The 23892-nt window shown below is 45.0% G+C and carries 25 protein-coding genes; 2 read left to right on the top strand and 23 right to left on the bottom strand.

Going from position 1 to position 23892, the window contains the following annotated elements:
* Nucleotides 1-2: 2 nt before the first annotated feature.
* The 5 genes from iadA to V1225_RS05440 all read right to left on the bottom strand — a co-directional run bounded on the left by iadA (nt 3) and on the right by V1225_RS05440 (nt 4800).
* Complete coding sequence (gene iadA / locus V1225_RS05460; RefSeq protein ID WP_160203169.1) at nt 3-1151, bottom strand: beta-aspartyl-peptidase; 1149 nt, start codon at nt 1149-1151, stop codon at nt 3-5.
* A 29-nt stretch (nt 1152-1180) separates the two neighbouring features.
* On the bottom strand, nt 1181-2077 hold the full coding sequence (locus V1225_RS05455) for a MurR/RpiR family transcriptional regulator (protein WP_160203168.1): 897 nt from the start codon (nt 2075-2077) through the stop codon (nt 1181-1183).
* Nucleotides 2078-2112: 35 nt separating this feature from the next.
* On the bottom strand, nt 2113-2931 hold the full coding sequence (locus V1225_RS05450; RefSeq protein WP_160203167.1) for a Nif3-like dinuclear metal center hexameric protein: 819 nt from the start codon (nt 2929-2931) through the stop codon (nt 2113-2115).
* 201 nt (nt 2932-3132) lie between these two features.
* Nucleotides 3133-3993, bottom strand: coding sequence for a DNA glycosylase (locus tag V1225_RS05445; protein WP_251616348.1), 861 nt, complete (start codon nt 3991-3993; stop codon nt 3133-3135).
* A gap of 3 nt (nt 3994-3996) precedes the next feature.
* Nucleotides 3997-4800 carry an Asp23/Gls24 family envelope stress response protein gene (locus V1225_RS05440; protein ID WP_160203165.1) on the bottom strand — a complete coding sequence of 268 codons (804 nt, stop codon included), beginning with the start codon at nt 4798-4800 and terminating at the stop codon, nt 3997-3999.
* A 70-nt stretch (nt 4801-4870) separates the two neighbouring features.
* Here V1225_RS05440 and V1225_RS05435 point away from each other — a divergent pair, with 70 nt between their 5' ends.
* Nucleotides 4871-5041 (top strand): 4Fe-4S binding protein, encoded by a 171-nt coding sequence (locus V1225_RS05435; RefSeq protein WP_160203164.1) that lies wholly within the window; start codon nt 4871-4873, stop codon nt 5039-5041.
* Between the two features lie 75 nt (nt 5042-5116).
* On the opposite strand, the gene V1225_RS05430 is transcribed toward V1225_RS05435, so the two are convergent.
* From V1225_RS05430 to V1225_RS05375, 12 genes are all read right to left on the bottom strand, one after another.
* Nucleotides 5117-5785, bottom strand: a complete 669-nt coding sequence (locus V1225_RS05430) for a redox-sensing transcriptional repressor Rex (protein WP_160203163.1) — start codon at nt 5783-5785, stop codon at nt 5117-5119.
* 85 nt (nt 5786-5870) lie between these two features.
* A complete protein-coding gene (gene acpP, locus V1225_RS05425; protein WP_160203162.1) occupies nt 5871-6107 on the bottom strand; it encodes an acyl carrier protein in 237 nt (78 codons plus the stop codon).
* Between the two features lie 93 nt (nt 6108-6200).
* Nucleotides 6201-8147: an ABC-F family ATP-binding cassette domain-containing protein gene (locus tag V1225_RS05420; protein WP_338547740.1), complete on the bottom strand. Its 1947-nt coding sequence runs from the start codon at nt 8145-8147 to the stop codon at nt 6201-6203.
* A 22-nt stretch (nt 8148-8169) separates the two neighbouring features.
* Nucleotides 8170-9186: a tRNA (adenosine(37)-N6)-threonylcarbamoyltransferase complex transferase subunit TsaD gene (tsaD, locus tag V1225_RS05415; RefSeq protein ID WP_338547739.1), complete on the bottom strand. Its 1017-nt coding sequence runs from the start codon at nt 9184-9186 to the stop codon at nt 8170-8172.
* A gap of 28 nt (nt 9187-9214) precedes the next feature.
* Complete coding sequence (locus V1225_RS05410; protein WP_160203159.1) at nt 9215-9391, bottom strand: hypothetical protein; 177 nt, start codon at nt 9389-9391, stop codon at nt 9215-9217.
* Nucleotides 9392-9458: 67 nt separating this feature from the next.
* Nucleotides 9459-9902 carry a ribosomal protein S18-alanine N-acetyltransferase gene (gene rimI, locus V1225_RS05405; protein ID WP_338547738.1) on the bottom strand — a complete coding sequence of 148 codons (444 nt, stop codon included), beginning with the start codon at nt 9900-9902 and terminating at the stop codon, nt 9459-9461.
* Nucleotides 9903-9905: 3 nt separating this feature from the next.
* On the bottom strand, nt 9906-10703 hold the full coding sequence (tsaB, locus tag V1225_RS05400; RefSeq protein ID WP_338547737.1) for a tRNA (adenosine(37)-N6)-threonylcarbamoyltransferase complex dimerization subunit type 1 TsaB: 798 nt from the start codon (nt 10701-10703) through the stop codon (nt 9906-9908).
* A complete protein-coding gene (gene tsaE / locus V1225_RS05395) occupies nt 10691-11110 on the bottom strand; it encodes a tRNA (adenosine(37)-N6)-threonylcarbamoyltransferase complex ATPase subunit type 1 TsaE (RefSeq protein WP_160203156.1) in 420 nt (139 codons plus the stop codon). Before tsaE ends, tsaB begins: the two co-directional genes overlap by 13 nt.
* 16 nt (nt 11111-11126) lie before the next feature.
* On the bottom strand, nt 11127-11666 hold the full coding sequence (locus V1225_RS05390) for an ECF transporter S component (protein WP_160203155.1): 540 nt from the start codon (nt 11664-11666) through the stop codon (nt 11127-11129).
* Nucleotides 11663-13105 carry a dipeptidase PepV gene (gene pepV, locus V1225_RS05385; RefSeq protein ID WP_251631811.1) on the bottom strand — a complete coding sequence of 481 codons (1443 nt, stop codon included), beginning with the start codon at nt 13103-13105 and terminating at the stop codon, nt 11663-11665. Before pepV ends, V1225_RS05390 begins: the two co-directional genes overlap by 4 nt.
* A complete protein-coding gene (locus V1225_RS05380; protein WP_160203153.1) occupies nt 13105-13329 on the bottom strand; it encodes a NifU family protein in 225 nt (74 codons plus the stop codon). Before V1225_RS05380 ends, pepV begins: the two co-directional genes overlap by 1 nt.
* A gap of 42 nt (nt 13330-13371) precedes the next feature.
* A complete protein-coding gene (locus tag V1225_RS05375) occupies nt 13372-14580 on the bottom strand; it encodes an ABC transporter substrate-binding protein (protein WP_251631813.1) in 1209 nt (402 codons plus the stop codon).
* Nucleotides 14581-15180: 600 nt separating this feature from the next.
* Here V1225_RS05375 and V1225_RS05370 point away from each other — a divergent pair.
* Nucleotides 15181-15591, top strand: a complete 411-nt coding sequence (locus V1225_RS05370) for a hypothetical protein (RefSeq protein ID WP_251631815.1) — start codon at nt 15181-15183, stop codon at nt 15589-15591.
* Nucleotides 15592-15603: 12 nt separating this feature from the next.
* Here the strand turns inward: V1225_RS05370 and V1225_RS05365 are convergent, their stop codons facing one another.
* From V1225_RS05365 to V1225_RS05340, 6 genes are all read right to left on the bottom strand, one after another.
* Nucleotides 15604-16320, bottom strand: a complete 717-nt coding sequence (locus tag V1225_RS05365; RefSeq protein ID WP_338547736.1) for a hypothetical protein — start codon at nt 16318-16320, stop codon at nt 15604-15606.
* A gap of 48 nt (nt 16321-16368) precedes the next feature.
* Entirely contained in the window at nt 16369-16833 is a 465-nt protein-coding gene (locus tag V1225_RS05360; RefSeq protein WP_338547735.1) for a sigma-70 family RNA polymerase sigma factor, read from the bottom strand.
* Between the two features lie 806 nt (nt 16834-17639).
* A complete protein-coding gene (locus tag V1225_RS05355) occupies nt 17640-18719 on the bottom strand; it encodes a hypothetical protein (RefSeq protein WP_251616326.1) in 1080 nt (359 codons plus the stop codon).
* Between the two features lie 190 nt (nt 18720-18909).
* Complete coding sequence (locus V1225_RS05350) at nt 18910-20916, bottom strand: S9 family peptidase (protein WP_251631824.1); 2007 nt, start codon at nt 20914-20916, stop codon at nt 18910-18912.
* 21 nt (nt 20917-20937) lie between these two features.
* Nucleotides 20938-23292 (bottom strand): ferrous iron transport protein B, encoded by a 2355-nt coding sequence (gene feoB, locus V1225_RS05345; protein ID WP_338547734.1) that lies wholly within the window; start codon nt 23290-23292, stop codon nt 20938-20940.
* Nucleotides 23293-23459: 167 nt separating this feature from the next.
* A complete protein-coding gene (locus V1225_RS05340) occupies nt 23460-23645 on the bottom strand; it encodes a hypothetical protein (protein ID WP_251616320.1) in 186 nt (61 codons plus the stop codon).
* Nucleotides 23646-23892: the final 247 nt, after the last annotated feature.

Below are 23892 nucleotides of genomic sequence, written 5' to 3'. Positions count from 1 at the left end.
TTTTATTCCTCCTCCTTATATAAAGGAATTTGCTCAAAAGTTCCTTTAACCAGAAGCTTTTTATTCTGCATCATCAATCTGCCTTTCGCCATAACAGTATCGATCTGCAAGTCCTCATCCAAAAGCACCAAATCTGCATCACTCTCCGGATGTAAACAACCCTTTCTCGGATAAAGTTCCAAGGCTTTAGCTACATTGCTCGTAATCAGCTGAATTGCTTCCTCCATCGGTACTTTGAAATCGACAACCAAATTTCGAATAATTTCATACAACGGTTCCATACCGCCGATCATTACATCTACTACTGCGTCCTTTGCCTCATTCCATACTGGAATACTTCCTCCGGCATCAGAGCTGACAGTCAGTCTTTCGATTCCCATTTCCTGCACGACCTCATAGAGTTCGTCTGTTTTAGATGGCTCAGTCGTAAAATCTGCCCAGCCTCCCATTGCCATAAATCGCTTTGCTGCCTCGGTGTGACAGTCCATATGCGTTGGACGAAAATGTTTGATTGGAATCTGCTGCTCATCGCATATTTCTATAATGTCATCCAGCGTTCTGCCGATTCCGCCTACGTGAAGGTGCAGCACGCCTGGTTTTCCCGACACCAAAGAAGCCATACGTATATCCGATGTCAGCCGCGTCAGCTCTTCCTTTGTCGGTCGAGATGCCCGGTGATCCGATATCGCCAATTTACATCCTAGAATTTCATCGATATAGACAATATCCTTTGCTACCGATCCGGTTACAGTTACAGGCGGATAGATATAAGCCCCTGTCAAGCAGTAAGCGCTAATTCCCTCTTGCTTTAATGACTTTGTTTTTGCCAGCAAGTTTTCCACGCTGCGCGTAAAGCTATCGGTTCCCAGCAGTCCCACTACAGTAGTAACCCCTGCTTTGATAATAGATGACAGCGGAAGTTCCGGTATACGCGATTGAAATCCGCCTTCCCCGCCGCCGCCAGTCACGTGAACATGCTGGTCAATGAATCCCGGAACTGCTGTTTTACCCGTACCGTCAATCTCCTTAATACCAGGAATTGCAGGCTGCAAGTCCTTGCCTACAGCTACAATCTGCTCCCCCGAAATCAAAAGATTGCAAGTGCCTCTCAGCATAGGATCATACAGTGTTACATTTTTAATTAGATACATGTACAAACCTCCTTCAAGTTATAATTATTTTATTCATTTCCTTTGTCATTGAAGTAGTATTCATTGTCAAAGGCTGGAATCGTTGATGTCTTGAAAAAGTCTTCAATCAACTTCACTTTACTGTTATAGGCTTCAAATACCTGCTTATTCTGCAAGATATACAACGAAGCGATAATGTCAGCCATAGCCGCCATAGATGCAATAGAATTATGAAAAATCATACTGTCAGAGCTGCACAGCAATGTGTGCCTTGCGTTGCGTACGATTGGAGAGGACAGCTTATCTGTCATTGCAAGCACCACTGCATTCTCCCTTCTCAAATAATCTGAAATCGCCACTGTCTGTGCTGAATAAAACGGAAGTGTAATCAGTATGAATACATCATTTTCGTCAAATCTGGTCAACGCATCCAAGACTTCTGCATAGTCAGCAACATTCACAAGCCGCGTCAGCGCACCCGTATCCCGCAGTTTATGCTGAAGACTTCCAGCGATGGTCAGCGATGCTGCATGACCGCAAATATAAATATTCTCTGCCTGACTCAAGGCATCTACAAATTCAAAAAGAGCATTGACATCTACGCCATCCATCGTTGCCTGCATCAACTGCAATTGGCTTTGCTGTAAACCAGTCAGGGTTACCTTGTCCGCAGCGTAACGTTTAGAAGAGGTTTCCAGCTTATTATTCCATCGCATTCTATCCTGCAAGTAGCCATGCATTGCCTTCTTCAGTCCTGAAAAAGTTTCCGCTTTCGTCTTCTTGCAAAAATTCAAAATCGTAGTCTCCGTAACTCCGATTTCGTCGGATAGCTTTTTCAGTGGTAAAAAACAGACCGCATCTGGATTATCTAAAATGTATTTCGCTATTCTTTTCTGCGTTCTGGTTAAGTCCGGCATCAAATCTTGTATTTCTTTCAATATATCCATAAGCCATTTCTCTCTTTCCTTCATACTGTGTATCCCTAAAGATCCATCAGCAGAGGTGTTTCTTCTATAAACTCTGCTTTTAGCCCCCGCTCTTCAAAGAATCTGCAGACTGACTTCAATGCAAATTTTTCTGTGGAATAATGTCCTGCCGCCAAAATACTGACACCTTGCTGCCTTGCCGCTTCATGAGATGGTGCAAACCAATCGGCTTCCTTTGTGCCTACGCCGGTAACAAAAAGACGCACACCTGCTTTTCTCAGTTTTTCATAGATGTCCGCTCCCTCACAGCCGCCAGCAACTAACGCGATCTTTCCATCCTGCAAGTTTTCTTCGCCATATTGATACAAGCGGCATTTATGCTCCACCACTAATTCTGTCTTGTCAAGAACCTGCTGTACAGTCTGAAAAGGTCCTGTACAAATCACGCCCATCATAGCGCCGCCCTCTTCAAAAAAACTTGAGTAAGGTGTCAATTCCATTTCTCCTGCCAAAGCAATACCCGGTGCATACGGTCCTAGCTGATCCAAAGGCAAGTGCATGCTATAGTGGCTAATGCGGTTTTCCTTCATATAGTGCTTATCCCTATCTGAAAAATATACCGGCGGCTCACTTTCAGGATGCTGTGCACCCGGATGATGTGTAAACAGCAGGCAGTCATGCGCTCCCTGTCGGCGGAGTTTTCCTAATACTTCCTCGCTTGAAAAAGTCGCAGTATAAACTTTGTCGATTACCTGCGCATTACTCAGCAGCAGCCCATTGGGCGCTAAATCGGTATACCGGCCCGGCTGAAAAAATTCGTCAAGCATTCGGCAAATGTCCTTTTCGTGAATATTAACAGTATTTTCTGAAATCATAGTATAAACTCCATTTACTACATTTTTTAATGTAATTACTTTATTTGCATTTTACTACCCCCCTCCCATGATTGTCAAGAGTAAATTCAAAAAATATGTAATTTTTCTGATTAGTTTTACATTCATACAATTCAGCCCACAAAAATAAGCCGAAAACTGCTTTACAGCAGTTCTCGACTCCCTTCTCAAAAAATAATTATACTATTTTCTTGCGTTCAAATTTCTGATGTAATAGAACAGGTATTGCTGTGCAAACCCTCCAAGGGCTCCAAAGTGCTCGTCAGCATATGCTTTCATGGCTCCATGATTTTTTTCATCAATTCCATAGAGTCCGCTCATCACCCTTGCCACCCAGACATCAATAGGAAAGCTGCCCGTCTCCCCCATGCCAAAGAGAGCAATGCAGCTTGCAACTTTAGGTCCTACTCCGCAAAGAGCTGACAAATCCTCTACATTCTCAGGCATTCCTTTCTGACATACAATTTTTGCAGTTTCAATCAGATATTTCGCTCTATATCCCAGCTTCACCGGCGCCAAATCTTCCACCGTTACCAACGCCAGTTTTTCTGGAGTTGGCAAATCATACCATGCCCTTCCCTCAAAGACACCGACCGGCTCTCCAAGCAGCTCCGCAAGCCCCTCTATACAGCCCTTAATCCGCGGAATGTTATTGTTCTGTGAAATAATAAAAGAAACAATAGTTTCCCACAAATCCTGATTCAGAATTCGGATTCCCCAGCCAAATTTGACTGCCTTTCTCATGACTTTATCACCACGACAAAGCTTTCGTTTGAGTTTCCCATAGTCTCTGTCTAAATCCAGATATTGACTCCAGAAATTTTCAAAATCTGCTTCCGTACAGTTGCTTATCTGCAGTCTGCCGCTGCCGCCTTCCGCTTCCCCTTCATATGGCTCAAAGGCAATATTTGCAATTCTCCCTCCGGCAACACCAGTATAAGAGCCGTCCTCCTGCCGCTGCCACCGAAAGCACTGCCCGCATTCAAAGACATGCACAGGGAAAAAATCTTCAACGTCTTCTATTGTATATATTCTCTGTTCCATATTCTACTCGATCCATCTGACTTCTACATTGACCTTAACCACGTTAAATGCCGTCATGTACTCCACCGTCTCAGCCAGTTTCTGCTGAAACTCTATGGCGCTTTCCCATATCAGCGCCTGCGCCGATGCCGCTACAGCAATATCAATAATCAAATTATCCGGCGCCGTATTTTCATAAATCTTTAAAACTCTTGAAATCCCTTCTGACTCACCTGCTACACAGTCTGCAATATCCTTCATTACCGAGTCGGAAATAAAAAATTCTCCCATATAGCTGAACGTCGGTCTCACCACTGTCTTTTCCGGTTCCTGAATTTTCCCGCCGATTCCGCGCAAAATCCGAAGAGGATCCAGAAAATATCCGGCAAAATCACGTTTCAGCTGCAGAGTCGGTGCCGGAATGACGTGTTTTCCAAGCATATTCCTCTGCCTGTTTGCCGTCTCCCTTTCCTCTTCTGTAGTAATATCTTCAATATAAATTCGTTGACTGACAGCAGGCAGACCCAGCCTTGCTACAATCTTGTCCGTCATTTTGTCGCTGGTTCCAATAATTAAGATGGATTTCGGCTCCATCTCCCGAATCCGGTCTGCCACCGTCTGCGCATGTTCGTCCAGAGTAAACAACGCCGTCTTAATGGCGCCTACCATAGTTTTTTGGCGCTTTGCAGAAATCCCCGCCTCCACGCGATTTTTATAAATAAAAAGCCCATCATCAATGATACTTTCAATATTTCTCGCCTTACACAGATGAATCGCCTGATAGGATTTTCCTGTTCCACTTTTCCCCGTCAAAGTATAAACTTTCATCTTTACTATTACTTGCCCTTCTGTTATAATGGTACTGATTTAAAAAATGTCTTATAAGGAGGATAATATCATGGCTTATAAAATTACAGATGCTTGCATCAGCTGTGGCGCATGTGCTGCAGAATGTCCTGTAGAAGCTATCTCCGAAGGCGAAGGTACATATGTAATCGACGCAGACAAATGCATCGATTGCGGCGCTTGCGCTGGTGCTTGCCCGGTAGATGCTCCGGTAGAAGGTTAATCGAAAACTAACCAAACTGATAAGGCTGTACCCAAAAGGGACAGCCTTATTTTCTTTTGCCATGAAACAGCCGCCTTACTCTTCTCTTTCTTTCTCCTTTAGCGCTGTTTTCTTTTTCTGAATGTCGTTCATGTGATATGCTAAAGAGTGAAGGCTGTCAGAAAGATGTACATTTTCCAGCGCCACATGCTTTGGTACTTCAATATCTGTCGGCGCAAAATTCCAAATCCCCTTTACACCGGCGAAAGAAAGCTTGTCCGCCACCTCCTGCGCATTTTCTCTGCTGACACAGATGATTCCAATATCAATTTCTTCCTCTTCAACAAATTCTACAATATTTTCGTAGTCCATAATTTCCATTCCGTCAAGGTCTTTTCCTATCAGTGTTGGATTGATCTCAAAAACACCGTATACTTTAAATCCCTGCTTATGAAAATGGGTATATTTTGCAATTGCCTGTCCCAGATTGCCCGCCCCCATGATAACCATGCGGTACTCTTTATCCAGGCCTAAAATTGCGCTGATTTCGTCATAAAGCCCTTCTACGCTATAGCCGTAGCCCTGCTGTCCAAAACCGCCAAAGTTATTTAAGTCCTGACGAATCTGAGATGCTGTATAACCAATCAGATTGCTGAATTCTTTGGAGGAAATCTTTTCTACACCCTTTTTCTTAAGTTCAATGAGATAACGTCTGTATCTTGGCAGTCTCTTGATGACTGCGTTGGAAATCTTTGCATTTTTCATTTGACTAATCACCCTCTCTCAAATCATAGCAGTTTTCTTATGTTATTACAAAAAAGCCCGCCATAGGCTGACGGGTTTTCCATAGTTATTCCTGTTCACAATTTTCTTCAACATATCTTACTAAATCGCCTACTAACTGGAACTTCTCTGCATCTTCGTCAGCAATCTCGATATCAAACTCATCTTCGATTGCCATAATAATTTCTACAGCGTCCAGAGAATCAGCCTCGAGATCCTTCATCATATTGGTATCCATCGTTACCATAGATTCTTCTACATCCAGCTGATCCATAATAATAGATCTAATTTTATCAAAAGTCATAACCAACCTCCATTTGTCGTTACATAATTACAGAATTTATTATAGTAGACTGCCCTATGTAATGCAAGAAAAATTTTGGAATTTCTTAGTTTTTTACTCCAATTCCATCCATTTTTCGTATGCATCCGCAAGCTCAGCCTGATATTTCTCGTTCTCCTCCGTTAATTCTGCCAAATACTGATGATTTGTCAGATTCGCTTCATCACACATTTTCAGCTCATTTTCTGAAATCGCATTCTCCAGCTTTGCAATCAATACCTCAAGCCGTTCCTTTTCTCTAGCAATGCGGCGTTCCTCCGCCTCCTGCTTTTTCTTTAGTGCCCGTTCTTCGGCAGCACTCAGCTTTTGATCCTCTTCCTTGCTTAAAACCGGCTGTGCCTCCCTGTGACCCATTTCTTTGAGATACTTTTTCCCGCTTTCCAGGGACGCCTTTTTTTCCACGTAATAATCATATGTACCTAGGTACTCTGTTAGTCCGGTCTTTTCCAGTTCTAAAATTCTAGTCGGAATTTTGTTAAGGAAGTATCGGTCATGAGATACAACGATAATCGTGCCAGGGTAATCCAAAAGCGCCTCTTCGAAGACCTCCTTAGAATCGATATCAAGATGGTTCGTCGGTTCATCCAGAATCAGTACGTTAGCGCCGCTCATCATCAGTTTCAAAAGCGCCAGACGCGCTTTTTCTCCGCCGGAAAGAGAACCCACCTGTAAAAAGACCTGGTCGTTTTTAAATAAAAACCTTCCTAAAATAGAGCGGATTTCCGCATCTTTATACAGGCGATAGGAATCATGCACTTCGTCCATGACTGTAGCGCTGTCATTGAGCAAAAGCTGCCCCTGGTCGTAGTAGCCAAATGCTACGTTATGACCGATTTTCAGGTATCCGTCACTGGGAGAAAGCTCTTCCATCAGAATCCTAAGAAGTGTAGTCTTTCCCACGCCGTTAGGGCCCACGATGCAAATTCGCTCGCCCCGCTTGATATCAAAATTCACGTTGGCAAACAGGTCTTTTCTGCTGGCACCAAAGCCAAAAGACTTTGCCAGATTTTCACCATAGAGCACATCGTTTCCGCTCTGATACTCCTGACGGAAACGAATCTTCATCTTACCCTGCTCCGCTTCCGGACGCTCCAGCCGCTCCAAATGTTCCAGCCGCTTTTCTCTGGAAGCCGCACGCTTAGCAAGCTTTTCCGTGCCTCGCTCTTTAAACCTGCGAATCATATCCTCCTGCCTGCGAATTTCGGTCTGCTGCTTATTATATGCACGCATCTCCGCTTCCCGCAGGGCTCTTTTTTTCTCCGCAAAGGCAGAGTAGTTGCCGTCGTAGCACCTAAGCTTATGGTGAGACACCTCAAAGATTCGGTTGGTCATCTGGTCCAGAAAATACCGGTCGTGGGAAACCATGACAATAGTCCCCTTATATCCCTTCAGATACTGTTCCAGCCACTTTAAAGTACCGATATCCAAATGGTTGGTCGGCTCATCCAAAAACAAAATGTCCGGTTTTTCAAGAAGCAGACACGCCAAAGCAAGGCGGGTTCTCTCACCACCGGAAAGAGTGCTGATTTTTTTGTCGTAGTACTCCGGTCCAAATGCCATACTGTTGAGAATGCCGTACATCTCACTCTTGTAGGCATAGCCGCCTTCATTCGCAAAAGCATCCTGCAGCTTTGCATACTGGTTCATCACGCAGCCGGCGGACGCCCCCATCTCGCTGATTTTCACGGAAAGCTCCGTCAGTTCCTGTTCCATCTCCTCGATGGGCTTAAAAATCTTCTGCACTTCCTCCAGCACTGTAGACTCCGCGTCGAAATTATTTTTTTGTTTCAAATAACCTATAGTTGCGCTTTGGGAGAGAAAAAACTGTCCGCCGTCAGCAGAAAGCTCCCCCGATAAAATATTCAAAAGGGTAGTCTTGCCAGCGCCGTTAGCGCCCACAATACCCACTCTGTCTCCTTCATTGATGTGGAAGGAAACCCCTTCCAAAATAGTATCCACGCCATAGGTCTTCGTAATATCTTTTGCTGATAAAACAATCATGTCATTACTCTCCTATCGCCAGTTAAATTGCCATGCTCGGATCCGCATCCATATACAGGTCGCAAGCCCCGAACGCCTTGTATTTATAGTATGCAGCGCAGGCAATCATTGCTGCATTGTCAGTGCACAAAATCGGCTGGGGAATGTACAGACTCACCCCTGCGTTTTCACAAGCCTTCTGTAAATCCTGCCGCAGCTTAGAATTTGCCGCAACACCCCCTGCCAGCACTAGTTTATCCTGTTTTCTTTCCTTTACTGCTTCCATAGTCTTTGCCACGATTACATCAATGACTGCTGCCTGAAAGCTCGCCGCCACATCCGGCACAGAAATCTCCCGTCCCGCCTGCCGCTCTGTATTCAAATAGTTCAGCACTGCTGTCTTCAGACCGCTGAAACTGAAATCCAGACTGCCTTTTTCCAGAAAAACCCTTTTAAAAGCAATCGCATCCGGATTTCCTTCCTTCGCCACTTTATCGATTTTCGGACCACCTGGATAGCCGAGACCGATGACTCTAGCCACTTTATCATAAGCCTCACCCACTGCATCATCTCTGGTGCTGCCCAGCACTGTACAGCAGTTATAGTCCGTCATCTCCACAATATTGGTATGTCCGCCCGACACGATGAGACACATAAAAGGCGGTGCAAGCTCTGGATAAGCAATGAAATTAGCACTGATATGCCCATGCATGTGATTGACCCCCACCAGCGGAATATCTCTGGCAAAGGCAATCGCTTTGGCTGTTGCCACTCCCATGAGAAGCGCGCCGATAAGCCCAGGACCGTTGGTCACACCGATCAGGTCAATGTCAGAAAGGCTGACGCCCGCCTCAGCCAGCGCCTGGTCGATGACGCCGTTGATATTCTCAAGATGATGGCGAGATGCAATCTCAGGCACCACACCACCGAAAGCCGTATGAATATCAATTTGTGATGAAATAATATTGCTGAGCACCTTTCTGCCGTCCGCCAAGATTGCCACCGATGTTTCATCACAGCTGGACTCAATGCCCATGGTCAAAAATGTTCCGTCTTTCATTACTCTTCCTCTAATTTCTATTCCAACATCACTTTACCATGCAGCGGTCGTCGTGTCCAAGGTGCCTGCAGTTCTCACAGGACTGGTAGTCCGCCATGGTAAACGTGTCAAAGTCGTATCTGCGTTCAAATCTGTTACAATGGGTGCAGATTTCCATCAAATCCCCATATCTGTCAATGTCATCATAAGGTAAATTCTGTTCCATGCTGTTTTCCTCCTTATTACCTAGTTACCGGTATTTTTACCGTCTCCGGGAGGAAATATACAAGGGTTTATCTGCGCCACATAATGATGGCGTCTTCTCCGTTATCCTCATAATAGCCTTTGCGAAGTCCCTCCTCCGCAAAGCCAAATTTCTTATATAGCCCGATGGCAGGCGCATTGCTTGCCCTCACTTCCAAGGTGTGCGCCTTAACACCCTGTTTGCCTGTCACATCAATCATAGTTCCTATCAGCGCCATGCCGATATGTTTTCTGCGAAAGTCCGGTGACACGGCGACATTGGTTATGTGCCCCTCATCCACGATAGACCATACGCCTACATAACCGACAACTCTGCTGTCCACCTCCGCTACGATATAAAGCGACAGAGGATTTTCCGAAAGCTCGTAAGCAAGAGACTCTCTGGACCAGGGAACCGCAAAACACTGCTGCTCCAAAAGCTCCATCTGATCCAAATCTGCGGGCACACCTTTTCTCAAAATCAGCTCCGCCATCTCTTACCTCGCCTTAAAGCGCGCCATCTTCGCCGCACGCTCTTTCTCCAGAGTTCCGTCCTTCAGCTTCTGTTCTGCTTCTGTCGCCCGCATATATTCAGGCAGAAGCTGGGCAAAAGGCAGTATCTCCCCCGCCTTAAACTTTTCCAGTGCGCAAAGTGCCGTCATGGACGCCAGCTGATATCTTTCTTCTTTGTCGGCAAATGCAACTTGCACTGCGCCATACTTTTTCGCCATATCCGCCGCAAAAGCAGCAAGCTCCTTCTCATAAGCGTCAATGCCGTCGCCGTAAACTTTTACGCTCATCGCCTGCGGCATACCGCAAGGAAGTTCACTGCGCTGCGCCTCTAAATATCGGTCCAGCGCCTCAAAACAATCCGTCAGCATATAGGGTCCGCTCTTTAAAATATCTGCGCCATTTTCATCATAAATGCCGCCATATACCTGGCCTCTTCGTGCATTGAAAAGAACCATGACAGCAGCACTTCCGTCACACTTTGTCTTGAAAGAATCCAAAGTCGGCACCGAGACAGCCGGAATGGAAAGAGCCTGGCAAATAGCCCGCGCCGAAGCCACGCCGATTCGGATGCCCGTAAAAGAACCCGGTCCAACCGAAGCGGCAACTGCCGCAAGATCTGATTTTGCAGCACCCTTTTCAGCAAGGAGCGCCTGCGCCATCGGCATTAAATCCTTCAGATGGTTCATTTCTTCCGCAGAAATTTTGCAGAAAACTTCTCCCCTTTCATCTATAAGGGCCGCTGAGCCCTTTGGACCTGTGGTCTCGATTGCTAAAATGTACATTGATAAATCCGCTCTCCTTCGTTTTCGCCATACTCGATGAAAATACACAAGGTCTCATCAGGTAAAATCTCTGCTACCTGATCCGCCCATTCCAAAATGGATACCCCCTGTCCATAAAAGTATTCCTCTGCGCCGATATCAAACAGCTGCGCGGCGCTTTCAAGGCGGTACACGTCAAAATGATACAAGGGCATTCTGCCGGAGTAATACTCTTTGACAATTGTAAAAGTAGGGCTTGTGAGCATTTCTCTCACCCCAAGCCCTTCTGCTATGTATTTGGTTAACGTCGTCTTTCCCGTGCCCAGATTGCCAATCAGCGCAATGACAGTGCCCGGTTTTAGGCTCTTCGCAAGTTCATAGCCAAAAGCCTTCGTATCCGCTTCGTTTCTGATAATAATTTCTCTCATAATTTCCTCAAAGGCTTTACGCTTTGTGCAAAAATCCTGAAATCCGCTTATATACAAGGAAGGTGACGATTGCATTAAGCCCCGCCTTTAAAATATTAAAAGGAATAATGACAGGAATTAACATACCCACAACCACCTTTGTCGGCACGCCCATAAACGCCGGCGTCACAAAATAATTAAACACTACCATAGCAGCTACCGTTACTAAAACACCTGCTACCAGTGCAATTACAGCCTCTTTCTTGGTTTTTTTGTGCCTGTACAGACAGCCTGCAACGATGACAAAAAGTCCCGTAGCCAGCATGTGCATGAGAAATCCATACACGCCGGAGCCGCCCAGCATAAAAGCCTGAATCAGACTGACAATTAAAGTTACCAAAAGACCTGCAATTGGTCCAAAGGCAAAGGTTGTGATATAAATTGGAATATCGGCTGGGTCATACTCCAAAAACGGTGCTGGCGGAAATGGGATTCTGATTAAAAGTACCAGAACACAAGATAATACCACCATCATGGCAAGCTTCGCAAGCTGTGCCGTCGTTAATTTATTCTTCATTCTTCCTCCGTAAATGTAAAATCTTCCTGCGTCAGCTGATAAATCGCCTCCGCATAAATCTTTGTCATAGTCATAAATCGATCTATGGAAATACGTTCGTCTTTCTGGTGCATGCGGTCTTCATCCCCCGGAAAAATTCCGCCGAAAGCAATGATGTTCTTTGCCGCTTTGGCATAAGTACCGCCGCCGATGACGATAGGCTTGCTTTCTGTATCGCCGGTATGCTTCTGATAAATGCCCACTAAAGTCTTTATCATCGGACTGTCCGGCGCCATATAGACAGACGGTTTTCCAGAAACTTTAATCAGCCCCATGTCGTATTCATTCAGTGTTGGCAAAATTCCTTCGTAGACCTGCTCTTCTGTTACTGTGACCGGATATCTTACATTGATATTTAAAGTGATAGAGCCTTTGTCATAGTGCACAAGACCCACATTCAATGTCAGCTTGCCCGACTGCGCATCTTCAAATCCGCAGCCAAGGTTCTTACCGTTGACATCAAAACCGATGTATCTCCGATAAAAATCAAAAAATACATTAAGTTCATCGCTGGAAAAATTCAGATTTCCTAAAAATTCCATCATGACGGAAATAGCATTCACGCCTGCCTGCGGATATGCCCCGTGAGCAGACTTGCCTTCCACGGTGATTTCTAAGGACTTTCCAACACCCTTGGTATTGATCTTAAATCCTCTTTCTGTGCGGAAAGACGCAGCCAGTTCTTTAATCTGGCTGTAAGTTTCAGAACTGTCACTGTTTACCACCGCTCTGGCTTTTTCTGCCACCATGTTGGTTGCACTGCCTCCGCTTAAGCTGCGCAAAGTCAAACCGCCGGACTGCTTAGGAAGCTTTCTGGCAATCTCAAAGACCATCATGCCCTTTTCGCCGTTGAGCGCAGGAAAATCCGCATCCGGTGTAAATCCGTAATCCGGCATAGGCTGACGAGCAAAATAGTATTCCATGCCTTTCCATTCGGTTTCTTCATCCAGCCCTACAATCAGCCGCACTTTCTTTGCCGGCTCATAGCCCGCATCTTTCAGCGCCTTCATGGCATAAAGGGCTGCCACCATAGGTCCCTTGTCATCTAGGGTTCCCCGTCCATAAATGTATCCGTCCGATACCGCTGCGCTATAAGGCGCAAAACTCCAGCCCTCTCCTTCGGGCACCACATCCAGATGTCCCAGAATTCCAACGGTTTCCGTCCCCTGACCGAAGTCCACGTGCCCGCCATAGTTATCTATATTTTGGGTTTCAAAGCCCAGTTCTTTCGCTTTTTTTAAAAAACACGCAAAAGCATCCTGTACACCTTCCCCAAAGGGAAAAAGTTCTCCCTCTCTGGTAGTCACAGGATCTGAAACGACACTTTTGATAGACACAAGGTCTTGCAGCGTTTCAATCTGCAAGTCCTTGTTTAGGTCTATATTTTTGATATAATCCATTAGTCTACTGCTTCCACTCCGGCAATTTCTGGATAGCTTTCCTTCAGAACCTTTTCTACGATTCCTTTTAAAGTCATTCTTGCACCAGGGCAGCCAGCGCAGTGTCCCTGCAGTCTTACTTTTACAATGTTGTCTGCAGTCAGTTCTACGAATTCAATATCTCCGCCGTCTCTCTGCAGAATTGGTCTGATTGTATTCAGCGCATCTTTAATCTTCTGTTCCATTTAAAAAATCTCCTTTATATTAAATTTAATTGTTTAACTAGACTATTTTACGGTATAAATTGAGACAAATCTGTCTTCCTGTATCACATCAATATTGATTGCCTTCTTAGGTTCTCCACTTTCATTAAAAGAAATGTCTCCCGAAGCCCCTCCAAAATTTTCCGTCATCAAAAGTGCATCTTTCACTTTGGTGCCGCTTACATCGCCGGCCTGCTCAATAGCCTGTACTGCAAGCATATATGCATCAAATCCCAGCGCTACGGCCTCAGGCGCCTCATCCTTGCCATAGGCTTTTTTGTATGCGGCAAGAAACTCCTCATAAAGTGAGCCCGTCACAGTTTCGACTTCTGCACCGTCTGCCGTCTCTGCTGTAAAATCTGCAGCAACAGCTATGGTAATCTGCGGATATTTCTGCTGCAGTTTAATCAAGTCGTCACTGTGCCAATCCTTTGGTCCGATAAAGGTTACTGCATTAATACCCGCTTTATCTGCTGCGTCAAACATTTTTTCTGCATAAGACAGAGATACCGGCATAAAAATCGCCTGTGCTCCTGAAACTTTCAGTCGCTCTGCGAACTTTTCGCAAGTTTTTACGTCCTGCGGAAGTTCTATGCTTTCTATAATACAGTCTTCTTCGTCTGTCAGCTTTTCAAGTCTGGCAGAAAACTGGCTCACCATCTCTGTGGAGGTATCCTCATCGCGCACCTTCACGACTGCCGCCTGTTTTAACTGAAGTGCGCTAAACACATACTCCGCCAAGGCTCTGCCTTGACTGGCATCTGTAAATGATACTCTGAAATAGTACGAATTATTGGCAGTAATCAGCGGATTAGTCGCCGTAACTGCAATTGCCGGAATTTGCTTCTCGCCAAGTTTCTGGCTTGCAATCAGCGATACTGCATCCCCATAGCTTCCGAGCACTATAGCCGGCTGCTTCTCTATCAAAGCATCTACTGCGGTTTCTGCCGCATAAATGTTGCTCTGTGTATCAGCATAAATCAGTTCGACTTTCTTTCCTGCTATCTCAGGCACCAGATTGTGCGCCAATTCGATTCCCTGTATTTCCAAGTCGCCCATTGGACTGTCATTTCCCGTCTGCGGCTCCAAAACGCCGATTCTTATCGTGTCGGCAACCTGTCCTTCTTTTTCAAAAAAAGCTTCTTTAAAATTTTGATATGTGCTGCAGCTTGTCATAAAAAAAACGGCACAAACCAATCCCGCCGTCAAAGCCGCAAGTCTTGTTCTTCTCATAGATTCCCCTCTTCTACCCGAAAGTCTGAGTGTTTACATGGGTACACTTTATTATACTATATTTGAAACAATTGTAAACCTTTTTTGTGTGAAGCTCCCGTGTTAAAGGCATGAAAATCCGATTGAGAAGGACACTTAACCTAAATTGCGATTATTGAAAAAAAGTGTATAAGAGACTTCTCCTGAGACTCTGCGAATCTTGCATTTTATGCAAGATTTTAGGCGAATTCATAAAAAACTCACGCAAAATGCAAAACATCAACAAAACAATAGGGGTAAATATCTGCAAGAACAACCATTAAGCAAATTTTTTCAGATGCAGTTATACATTTTTTTAGCATTTTTTATTTCTCGGTTAAGAATCACCAGTTCCCCTTATACACTTTTTCTAAAAAAGTCCGTTTTAGGTTAAGCCATTGCACTGATAAATCACCTTTCAGAGAATCAGTTTTTTCATGCGCTTACCGCCCACATGTATTATAAAAAAGGCGCATTCGACAGAATTTTCTAATTATAGACAAACTTCGAAGTTGACAAGGAAAACAATGCAAGATATACTTGCCTTGCGAAAACTTACTCTCATCAAACGAAAGGATAACCATGAAAAAAAAATTCATCTGCATGTTTCTCATGCTCGCTTTAACCCTGGGAATGACTTCTGTTTTTGCCTTTGCGGATACAGGTTCGACATATAGTACTGGCGTGGTTGGATTTACCACTAAAAGAGTTAGCGATACGAAAGCAACTGCTGGCGCTGTTGTACATTTTTCTTCCACAGCTAAAAGCTACACTGTCACTATCACTTTACAAAAAAAATCCGGCAGCAGTTGGGTAACTGCTACCGATATTACCGGCAATACTATCAAATACACCGGCTCTAATAAATCTAGTGTAATGACTTATGATGAGTGGACTGTAAAAAAAGGGGTTGTCTATAGATTAAAATGTGTTAGTGTTGATAAATATGACGGTATTCAATACTCCAACACTAGCTATTCCGATCCGTTTTAGAGATAGTAATTATCATCTCTCTAAAGCGTCCACAATCCTACCATATTCTTCATCAGAAAAGCTTCCTATCAAAGTACATAAATCCTTCCCGATAATAAAATGTATGCTAGCTTCTATATCATCTTTAAATCTAACCTCCACACCTTCATCAGTTTTAAAAGCTCTATCATAATCTTTGATAATTTCCAACTCAGTTCCTACAGTTTGTGTTAATTGGAATCTTTCCTCATTCTGTACAAATATATACGTATATGTATTAAACAGTTCATTTGCCTCTACAGTCAACTTTGAAAATTCATACCCTTCCGGAACATACTGCGGTATCAAAAGCTGCGGGTATTTCTTTTTCACACTATCAACCTTCTTCCAGTCATCGACGATGATGCTTTCCTCACCTGCATTTTCTCCTGGTTCGCCTCGACCGTCTTTCACAATGGTATTGTTTCCCTCCTCCATTGTAACCGGACCATTTTTCCCAGCAATTGCAGCGTCCGGCACCAGCAAGTTCATCGCACTAAAAGTACCTGCGCAAACAATCACAACACAGGATATCGCAGTCATATACTTTCTCCTTCTAGCTCTACTCCTTTCCTTGGCAGCTGTGACCCAGCCTTCCAACACCTCTGCGTCTAGTTTTGTCTTCTTCTCGTGTCTCTTCAGTGCCGCGCCTATCTCCTCCATAAACTTCTGCTCGTTCTTCTTCATGTTTTCTCTCTCTTCTCGTTTCATGCTTTCCCTCACTTATCATTTTCTCCAGTTCTTTTTTCGCTCTGCGTTCTATCGTTTCACCGTATTGTAATTCATCTTTAAAAGCTTTGCTATCTCCACCATGCTCAATTCCGATACATAGCGGAGTCTGATTATTTCCGGCGCTGGCGGCTTCAGACTATTTACCATTTCAAAGATGTCTTCATCGCTGAAGTCTATCTTTGCCGCATATTCTTCTGCGCTAAGCCTGTCAAGCTCCTGCTCACAGGACTCGTACAAAAGCTCTTTGTCTTCTCGCCTTTTACTTTTCCTCCCGATTCGTCCCGCTTTTCTCATGGCAATTTTATACAACCAAGAATCCATGCTTTCTATGTCCCGCAGCTGATGCAAATGTAAATAAGCTGCAACAAACACTTCCTGCACAACATCATCTCTGTCGCTGTCTGCCACACCAAAGTGATAAGTTAATCCCAGTATCTTGTCATATTTCTCACAAAGTACTGCTCTTCTTTCTGAAAGTTCTTTTTCTGTCAACTCTCCTTCTCGCTTTCTTTTGTTTCTCGCTAAATAGCGGTTCCTCTAGTGTATCTCTTTTTTGCCATTTTGAAAAGGAACTCTCAGGGTACTTTTTGAAATTTCGACAATTTTTTTTGCGAAAAAAGGAGTTTTATCGATAGAATAAAAAAATCCGCACCATTTTAATGTAAATATAAGGCAATAGTGCAAGACAAAATCAAAGAGGTCATCTCACATTGGAGTAAAAAAATCCAGATCAAATGCCGGGATGCAGTTCAATCTGATTTAATATGATTGATATGTAATAGCCTGTGCTGCAGAGAAACCGGCGCGCCATAATCTCAAGATTTTTTTGGATATCCGGCGTTCACCCCATGAAAACCGCCATCTTCTAAGCGTTTTTTTGTATACATGGCGCCAGCCATCCGTCAAACGCCATATTGGGACTCATTTTCTAAAAAACCGGCGCGCACCTGCTGCCTGATACCCACTTTTTTGATATTTTACTGTAGGACGCTAAAGTTTTTCCGACTATCTGTCTGTATTCTGTTCTGCCGCCGCCATTTTTTCTAAAAAAGCTTTTCTACATGGCACTTTCTCATAGGTCCGCGCCATGTATACAGAAATCAAGTCCAAAAGTGGCACGAGGGCAAATTATGGGCATATCTCGATTCTTTTTCTATTAGATTAACTGCTTAAAGAGGGCGCTGACCCAAAGAGCGAAAAATCCCGGCATTTCACCCATTAGAGCCCGACCATGGCGAGCAAACAAAAAAGAACCAGAAAACAGGTCTTCCCGCTCTGATTCTTTTCTCCTTGCTCTACTAGGCAGTTCCTATCTCGTCGATGTGTGCAGCAGATTCTTCTTCAGTTAAGGCATAATACCGCTTCAGCTTCTCTATAATTTGCTCTTTGCTCTTGCCCTCTTCCAAATTATCTGCGATTAAGATTCGAATTGCTTCCTTTGTGACTTCCTTTGTGACTTCTTCAGTGACCTCTTCGGTGACACTTCTGGTGACTTCTTTCGTGACTTCTTTCGTGACCTCTTCGGTAACACTTTTGGTGACTTCTTTTGTCACTCGCTCTGTAGTCTCTTTAGTCGCTTTCTCCGCGGCCTCAGCTGCGGCTTTAGCTGCTGCTATCTCCGCCGCTTCCTCTGCTCTGATTTCTATGAATTCTTCCATGGTTATGCTCCGCCATGCCATCTTCTCCACCTCCGCACTATGGGTTCTCAAAAAATCCGCCAAGATGTTTTCTTTGAGGCAGCGCTCTATGGCAGCATCTACTGCTTCTTTTCTGTCCTTTCCTTCTGCAAGACCTTCTTTCACATATCGGACAAGAATTCCATATTCTCTCAGCTTTGCACTTCGCTGCAGGACAGGGTTTTGTCTCGCTTCCTCTTCTTCTCCCTCATTGTACACCACTTTGATGACTTTTACTACTAATTCTATGGAATTTTCTTTAGGTTCTCCCATGAAGCTGGATGATAATCTCAGTTCGTCCACGTCCCATGGCTCGTTTCCCGTGTAGATAACAAAAAACTGCGGCGTCGGAATTTTCACCTGCCCTTGCTTAAAAAGTTCTCTGCTGTCCAGCAATATTGCGATATTATTAGCCAGATATCGAAGCATGCGCAGGGGAATATTCGCAGATATAGTGCTCTGCTGTTCTCCAAACACTAGATATGCAACTGCAATTTCATAGCTCAGGTCGTTTTTAATTCCATGGTAGATAACATCATCCAGGGTCAAAAAACGAATCTCAGTATCGGGACCGTAGTCGGTTCCTTCCAGTGCATTAAAAAGTTCAATGGCGTTTTCTTTATCTGAAAACAGCATGCGAAAAATGCTGTCCTGATAGGTTCTCTTGGGTTCTGCTGCTGACTTCCACTTATTTTCTGTCATATCCTTCCTCCTTTCTTTTGATTTGTAATTTTTTTACTATGATTCCATTATATCCCAACTCTCACAATCACGCAACACGTTTTCCCTAAAAAGTCAATAATTGGAAATATCCAATTCAATATTCCCACAAAAAAACGCACCCGGGCAGATGTCCTCCCATCTGCCCGGGTGCGCCGCTGCCACCAGCATTTTATTTTAAATACTTATCAAACCAGTCTCTCATCTCTTCCAGCCTGCGCACCCTGTGCTTCGGCTTTCCGGTTCTGCTCATACCGTGATGCTCACCCTTAAATCCGACTACCTTGGAGGGAACTCCGAAATAAGTCAAAGCTGCGTGCATTTGCAGCGCATTATCGACGGTGCATCTGTAGTCATCCATGCCGTGAATCCAAAGGGTTGGCGTCTTAATATTCGGCGCATATTTCAGAGGAGATGAATCCCACAAAAAATCCAAATTACCCCATGGCGTCGTCTCATAAGTATCCAGCGCAAAGGATACACCGATATCCGACATACCAAAATCACTGATATTGTTGGCTGAACTCCTGTCGGAAATCGCCGCCTTAAACAGATCAGTATGACCGATAATCCAGTTGGTCATAATCCCTCCGTAGGAGCCGCCGGTTACACCGAGACGAGTTTCATCCACCCAAGGTAAGCTCTTTGCCGCATAACGGGCAAAGCCCACCAAATCCTCATAGTCGATGGTGCCGTAGCGCATACGAATATCGCCAAAGTCACCGCCGCGTCCCTCAGAACCAGTAGGATTGCAATAAATTACACCGTATCCCAGCGCTGCAAAATACTGCATGTCCAGGTTAAATACTTCTCCGTAAGCCACCTGCGGACCGCCGTGAATAAACAGCACCGTCGGATACTTCTTTCCTTCCTCAAATCCTGCCGGTTTCAGATACCAGCCCTGCAGCTGCACACCTTCGCTGTTGACGTAAGGCAAACATTCCACAGACGCATAGGCGTATTCTTCCTCCAAATGGGTATTTTCAGAGGATAAGAGACGGGCTTTGCCGCAGGCTTTGTCCGAAAGATCCTGTACATAAAGTTCCGTGCCTCCAAGACCTCGTACGGCAATCGTGTAGATTTTCTCGCCTACGATTTCGTAGTCCAAAAGCTTGCCCTTTTCCTTTATCACCGCAACAGGAAGTTCCTCCTCGTCCGCCCAGTAGAAGAGTCTGGAGGACTCCTTATCCAAAGCGATAAAGTAAGTTCCGCCGCTGACCCTGGTCAGCTTGTTCAGATAACCGCTTTTGTAAATAACGTCACAGACCACGCTGTCATAAATGTGATAATCGCCCAGCGAATTTTTTCGCAGATAGCTTCCATCCCTCAAATTCAGCAAATCAATATATTCGTCCTGATACTCCCCGTGAAGCTTTCGATCGTTTCGGCAGACGAAAATTTCATCATCGGATAGAGTATCCACATACGTGTACACATAAGTGTCCGACTCATCCAGCGCCGTCACTGCTTTGCTCTGTATATCATAGCGATACAGCCTGCCCGTGGTATTCTGCACGCCGCCGGAAGCCATGCCGAAGTAAACCACATATTGACTGCGCCATCCTTTCATACCCGTTACAGAAAGACTGTCCGGTGAAATCTGCGTCAGCTCGCCATTCTCCCACAAAAACATCCTGCCCCTTGCACCATCGCAATAACCCACGCCGTTGTACCAAAACGGCACTTCCTCTGCGATAAAGTAGTCCGATTCCTCTGCTTTTATCTCCGCAAAACGCTGCACATCGCCGCCAGCTTTTTTCAGATAGGCATCTTCGTGAAGAGAATCGTCGCAAAGCAGCACATATCGATTCTCTTCAATCTTGTGAAAATCCAATATATTTTTGTAAACTTTCATAAGCAAGGTACGCCTGCCGGTTGCAGGATTCAGACGGTAAAAGCAGGTCAGCGGTACGCCTTTGTCCGCAAGGGCAATATCCTCTTCAGCAAGGAGCGCCGTAAAGATAATCTCCTCGCCATCCCAGCGGTACAGGTCAAACTTCACATCATCAAGCACCTTGCGGGACTCCTCCGTCTCCGTGTCCAAAAGCCACAAATCCGTCTCGTATCCGTTTCTGACCGTCTTTGATTTAGTATACAAAATTTCCGTTTCTTTTCTCTCAAACCCACATAGATTCGTAAACTCCGCAAAAAAATCTGCGCCAATCTTCTTTTTCATCATCAAAGATTCTCCTTTCACGTCCTATCCTATTAACAAACCGCCAACCACATTGACAGCAAAGGCGACAATCCATGCCACCATACACTGCAGTACTACGATAGCAAATGCCCATTTGCCGCCCAGTTCCTTGCGCACAGCACCGATTGCCGCAACACACGGCGTATAAAGCAGCGTAAATACCAGAAATACTACCGCAGTCAGCGGAGTAAACATAGTCGTAAGCCCATCCACGCCGCTGCCAAGAAGCACCGTCATGGTGCTGACTACACTTTCCTTCGCCGTAAATCCTGTAATCAGCGCTGTAGAAACTCTCCAGTCTCCAAAGCCCAGCGGCGCAAAAATCGGCGCAATAAAGCCGCCGACCATGGCAAGCAAGCTGTCATGAGAACTGCTGACCACGTTGAGATGACTGTCAAAAGTCTGCAGGAACCAAATAATCAGCGTAGCCACAAAAATCACCGTAAAAGCCCTTGTTATGAAGTCCTTCGCTTTGTCCCAAATCAGTCTTCCTACGCTTTTCAGTCCCGGAAAACGATAGTTGGGCAGTTCCATCACAAAAGGCACTGGCTCGCCTTTAAACTTGGTATTTCCCAAAATCAGCGCATAGAGCACTGCCACGATAATGCCAGTAAAGTACATCAATGTCATAACCACCGCCCCGTGTTTCGGAAAAAAGGCTGCCGTCAAAAGTCCATAAATAGGCAGCTTTGCAGAGCAGCTCATAAATGGCGTCAGCATGATGGTCATTTTGCGGTCCCGCTCAGAAGGCAAGGTTCGGGTCGCCATGATGGCAGGTACCGTACAGCCAAATCCGATAATCATCGGTACAAAGCTTCGCCCGGACAACCCCAGCTTTCGCAGAATTTTGTCCATAACAAAGGCGACACGTGCCATATATCCGCTATCCTCCAAAAAGGACAGGAAGAAAAACAACGTTACGATAGTCGGCAAGAAACTGAGCACACTTCCCACGCCTGCAAAAGCGCCGTCAATCACCAGAGAATGAATGACCGGGTTAATATCAGCAGCCGTTAAAGCCTGATCCGCCAAGTCAGTCAGCCAGCCGATTCCTGATTCCATCAAATCAGAAAGCCATGCGCCGATTACGCCGAAGGTCAGCCAAAAAATCAGAGCCATAATACCGATAAAGCTGGGAATCGCTGTGAACTTTCCGGTAAGCAGTCTGTCTATAGACTGACTGCGCATATGTTCACGGCTCTCTCTTGGCTTCACTACGGTTGCCTTACAGACTTTATCAATAAATGTAAATCGCATATTAGCAAGGGCTGCGTTTCTGTCTATGCCGCTTTCTTTCTCCAGCTGCAAAATAATATGCTCTAAAAGTTCCTGTTCATTCTGATCCAGTTCCAGCTTTTCCAGAATCAGTCCGTCACCTTCAACCAGTTTGCCGGCTGCAAAGCGAATAGGAATCCCCTTTGCCTTTGCATGGTCTTCAATGAGGTGCATGATAGAGTGCAAGCACCTGTGGAGCGCACCTCCGTCTTCACCCTCAGCATCGCAGAAATCCATTCTGCCCGGGCATTCCTGAAATTTTGCCACGTGGAGCGCATGGTCGATGAGTTCTTCGATGCCTTCGTTTCTTGAAGCAGAAATCGGAATCACCGGAATACCCAGCGCTGCTTCCAACTCGTTAATCTTGATGGTACCGCCGTTAGCATGCACTTCATCCATCATGTTCAGCGCCAAAACCATCGGAATATCCAGCTCAATCAGCTGCAGGGTTAAATACATATTTCGCTCAATATTAGTCGCGTCTACAATGTTGATAATTCCCTTTGGCTTATCGTTTAAGAAAAATTCTCTGGTCACAATTTCTTCGCTGGTGTAGGGAGACATGGAGTAAATGCCCGGGAGATCTGTTACCAGCGTGTTGCTCATCTTACCAATTTGCCCGTCCTTTCGATCAACCGTCACACCAGGAAAATTTCCCACGTGCTGGTTGGAGCCGGTCAGTCTATTGAACAGAGTCGTCTTGCCGCAGTTCTGATTTCCTGCAAGTCCGAAGGTCAGGATTTCGCTTTCTGAAAGCGCTACACCCTTAGGCGAAGTATGGTATTTTCCCATTTCCCCCAGTCCCGGGTGCTCAACTTTGTCAAGGACCAGCGCATTGCCTCCGTCCTCTTCTCCATCGACCGCCGGTTCAACCTGAATTTCCTTTGCATCGGAAAGTCTTAAAGTGAGCTCATAGCCCCAAATCCGATACTCGATTGGATCGCCCATAGGCGCTGCTTTTATGTATGTAATGGCCTTGCCCGGAATCAGCCCCATGTCGAGGAAATGCTGCCGCAGGGAACCGCTTCCTCCCACGGATAGAATCCTGGCTTTTTCACCTTTTTTCAGTTGGTCTAAGGTCATATATATGACTTCCTTTCTACTCTTTTCTATCGTCATAGAATCATTCTACCATCTGGAAAAGTTAGAGTCAACTAACAAGTACATATGATCAATACGATTCGGCACTGAGCACCGCACTGTGCGCCATACTTCATTTGCTCGCCACATTAAAATACTTTCTTTGTAATTTATGGCGGGCACAACTCAGAATCCGCCACATTCGTAAGCTTTTTTACTTTAAATGGCGGGCACAACTCAAAATCCGCCACATTCGTAAGCTTTTTTACTTTAAATGGCGAGCGCACTCCGCTGCGTGCCAGATTTGACAGCTTTAATACTGCAACATGGCACACAGCATCGACTTCTTCAAACAAAACCACCCCTCCTGCAATAAAAATCCCTCTTTTATGCTCATACCCCGCACAAATATCAACACTGTGCGCCAGTTCTTCTTAAAACAGTTCAAAACATGGCGTTTTCCAACAAGCCCACGCCATAATTTCAAAAAATCCTTTTTAATATGGCGCTAGCGCCATTCCCTGCACAAAAAAACCGGGGCAGATATTTCCCAATGGCATTAAGTTAAGGGATTTAAAGAGAAGTTAGTATTGTTCGCGATAT

Origin of the sequence: Emergencia sp. JLR.KK010 (genome assembly GCF_037018265.1) — a bacterium.
Lineage (GTDB): Bacteria > Bacillota > Clostridia > Peptostreptococcales > Anaerovoracaceae > Senimuribacter > Senimuribacter intestinalis.
This window is presented reverse-complemented; position numbering and strand designations above follow the sequence as displayed.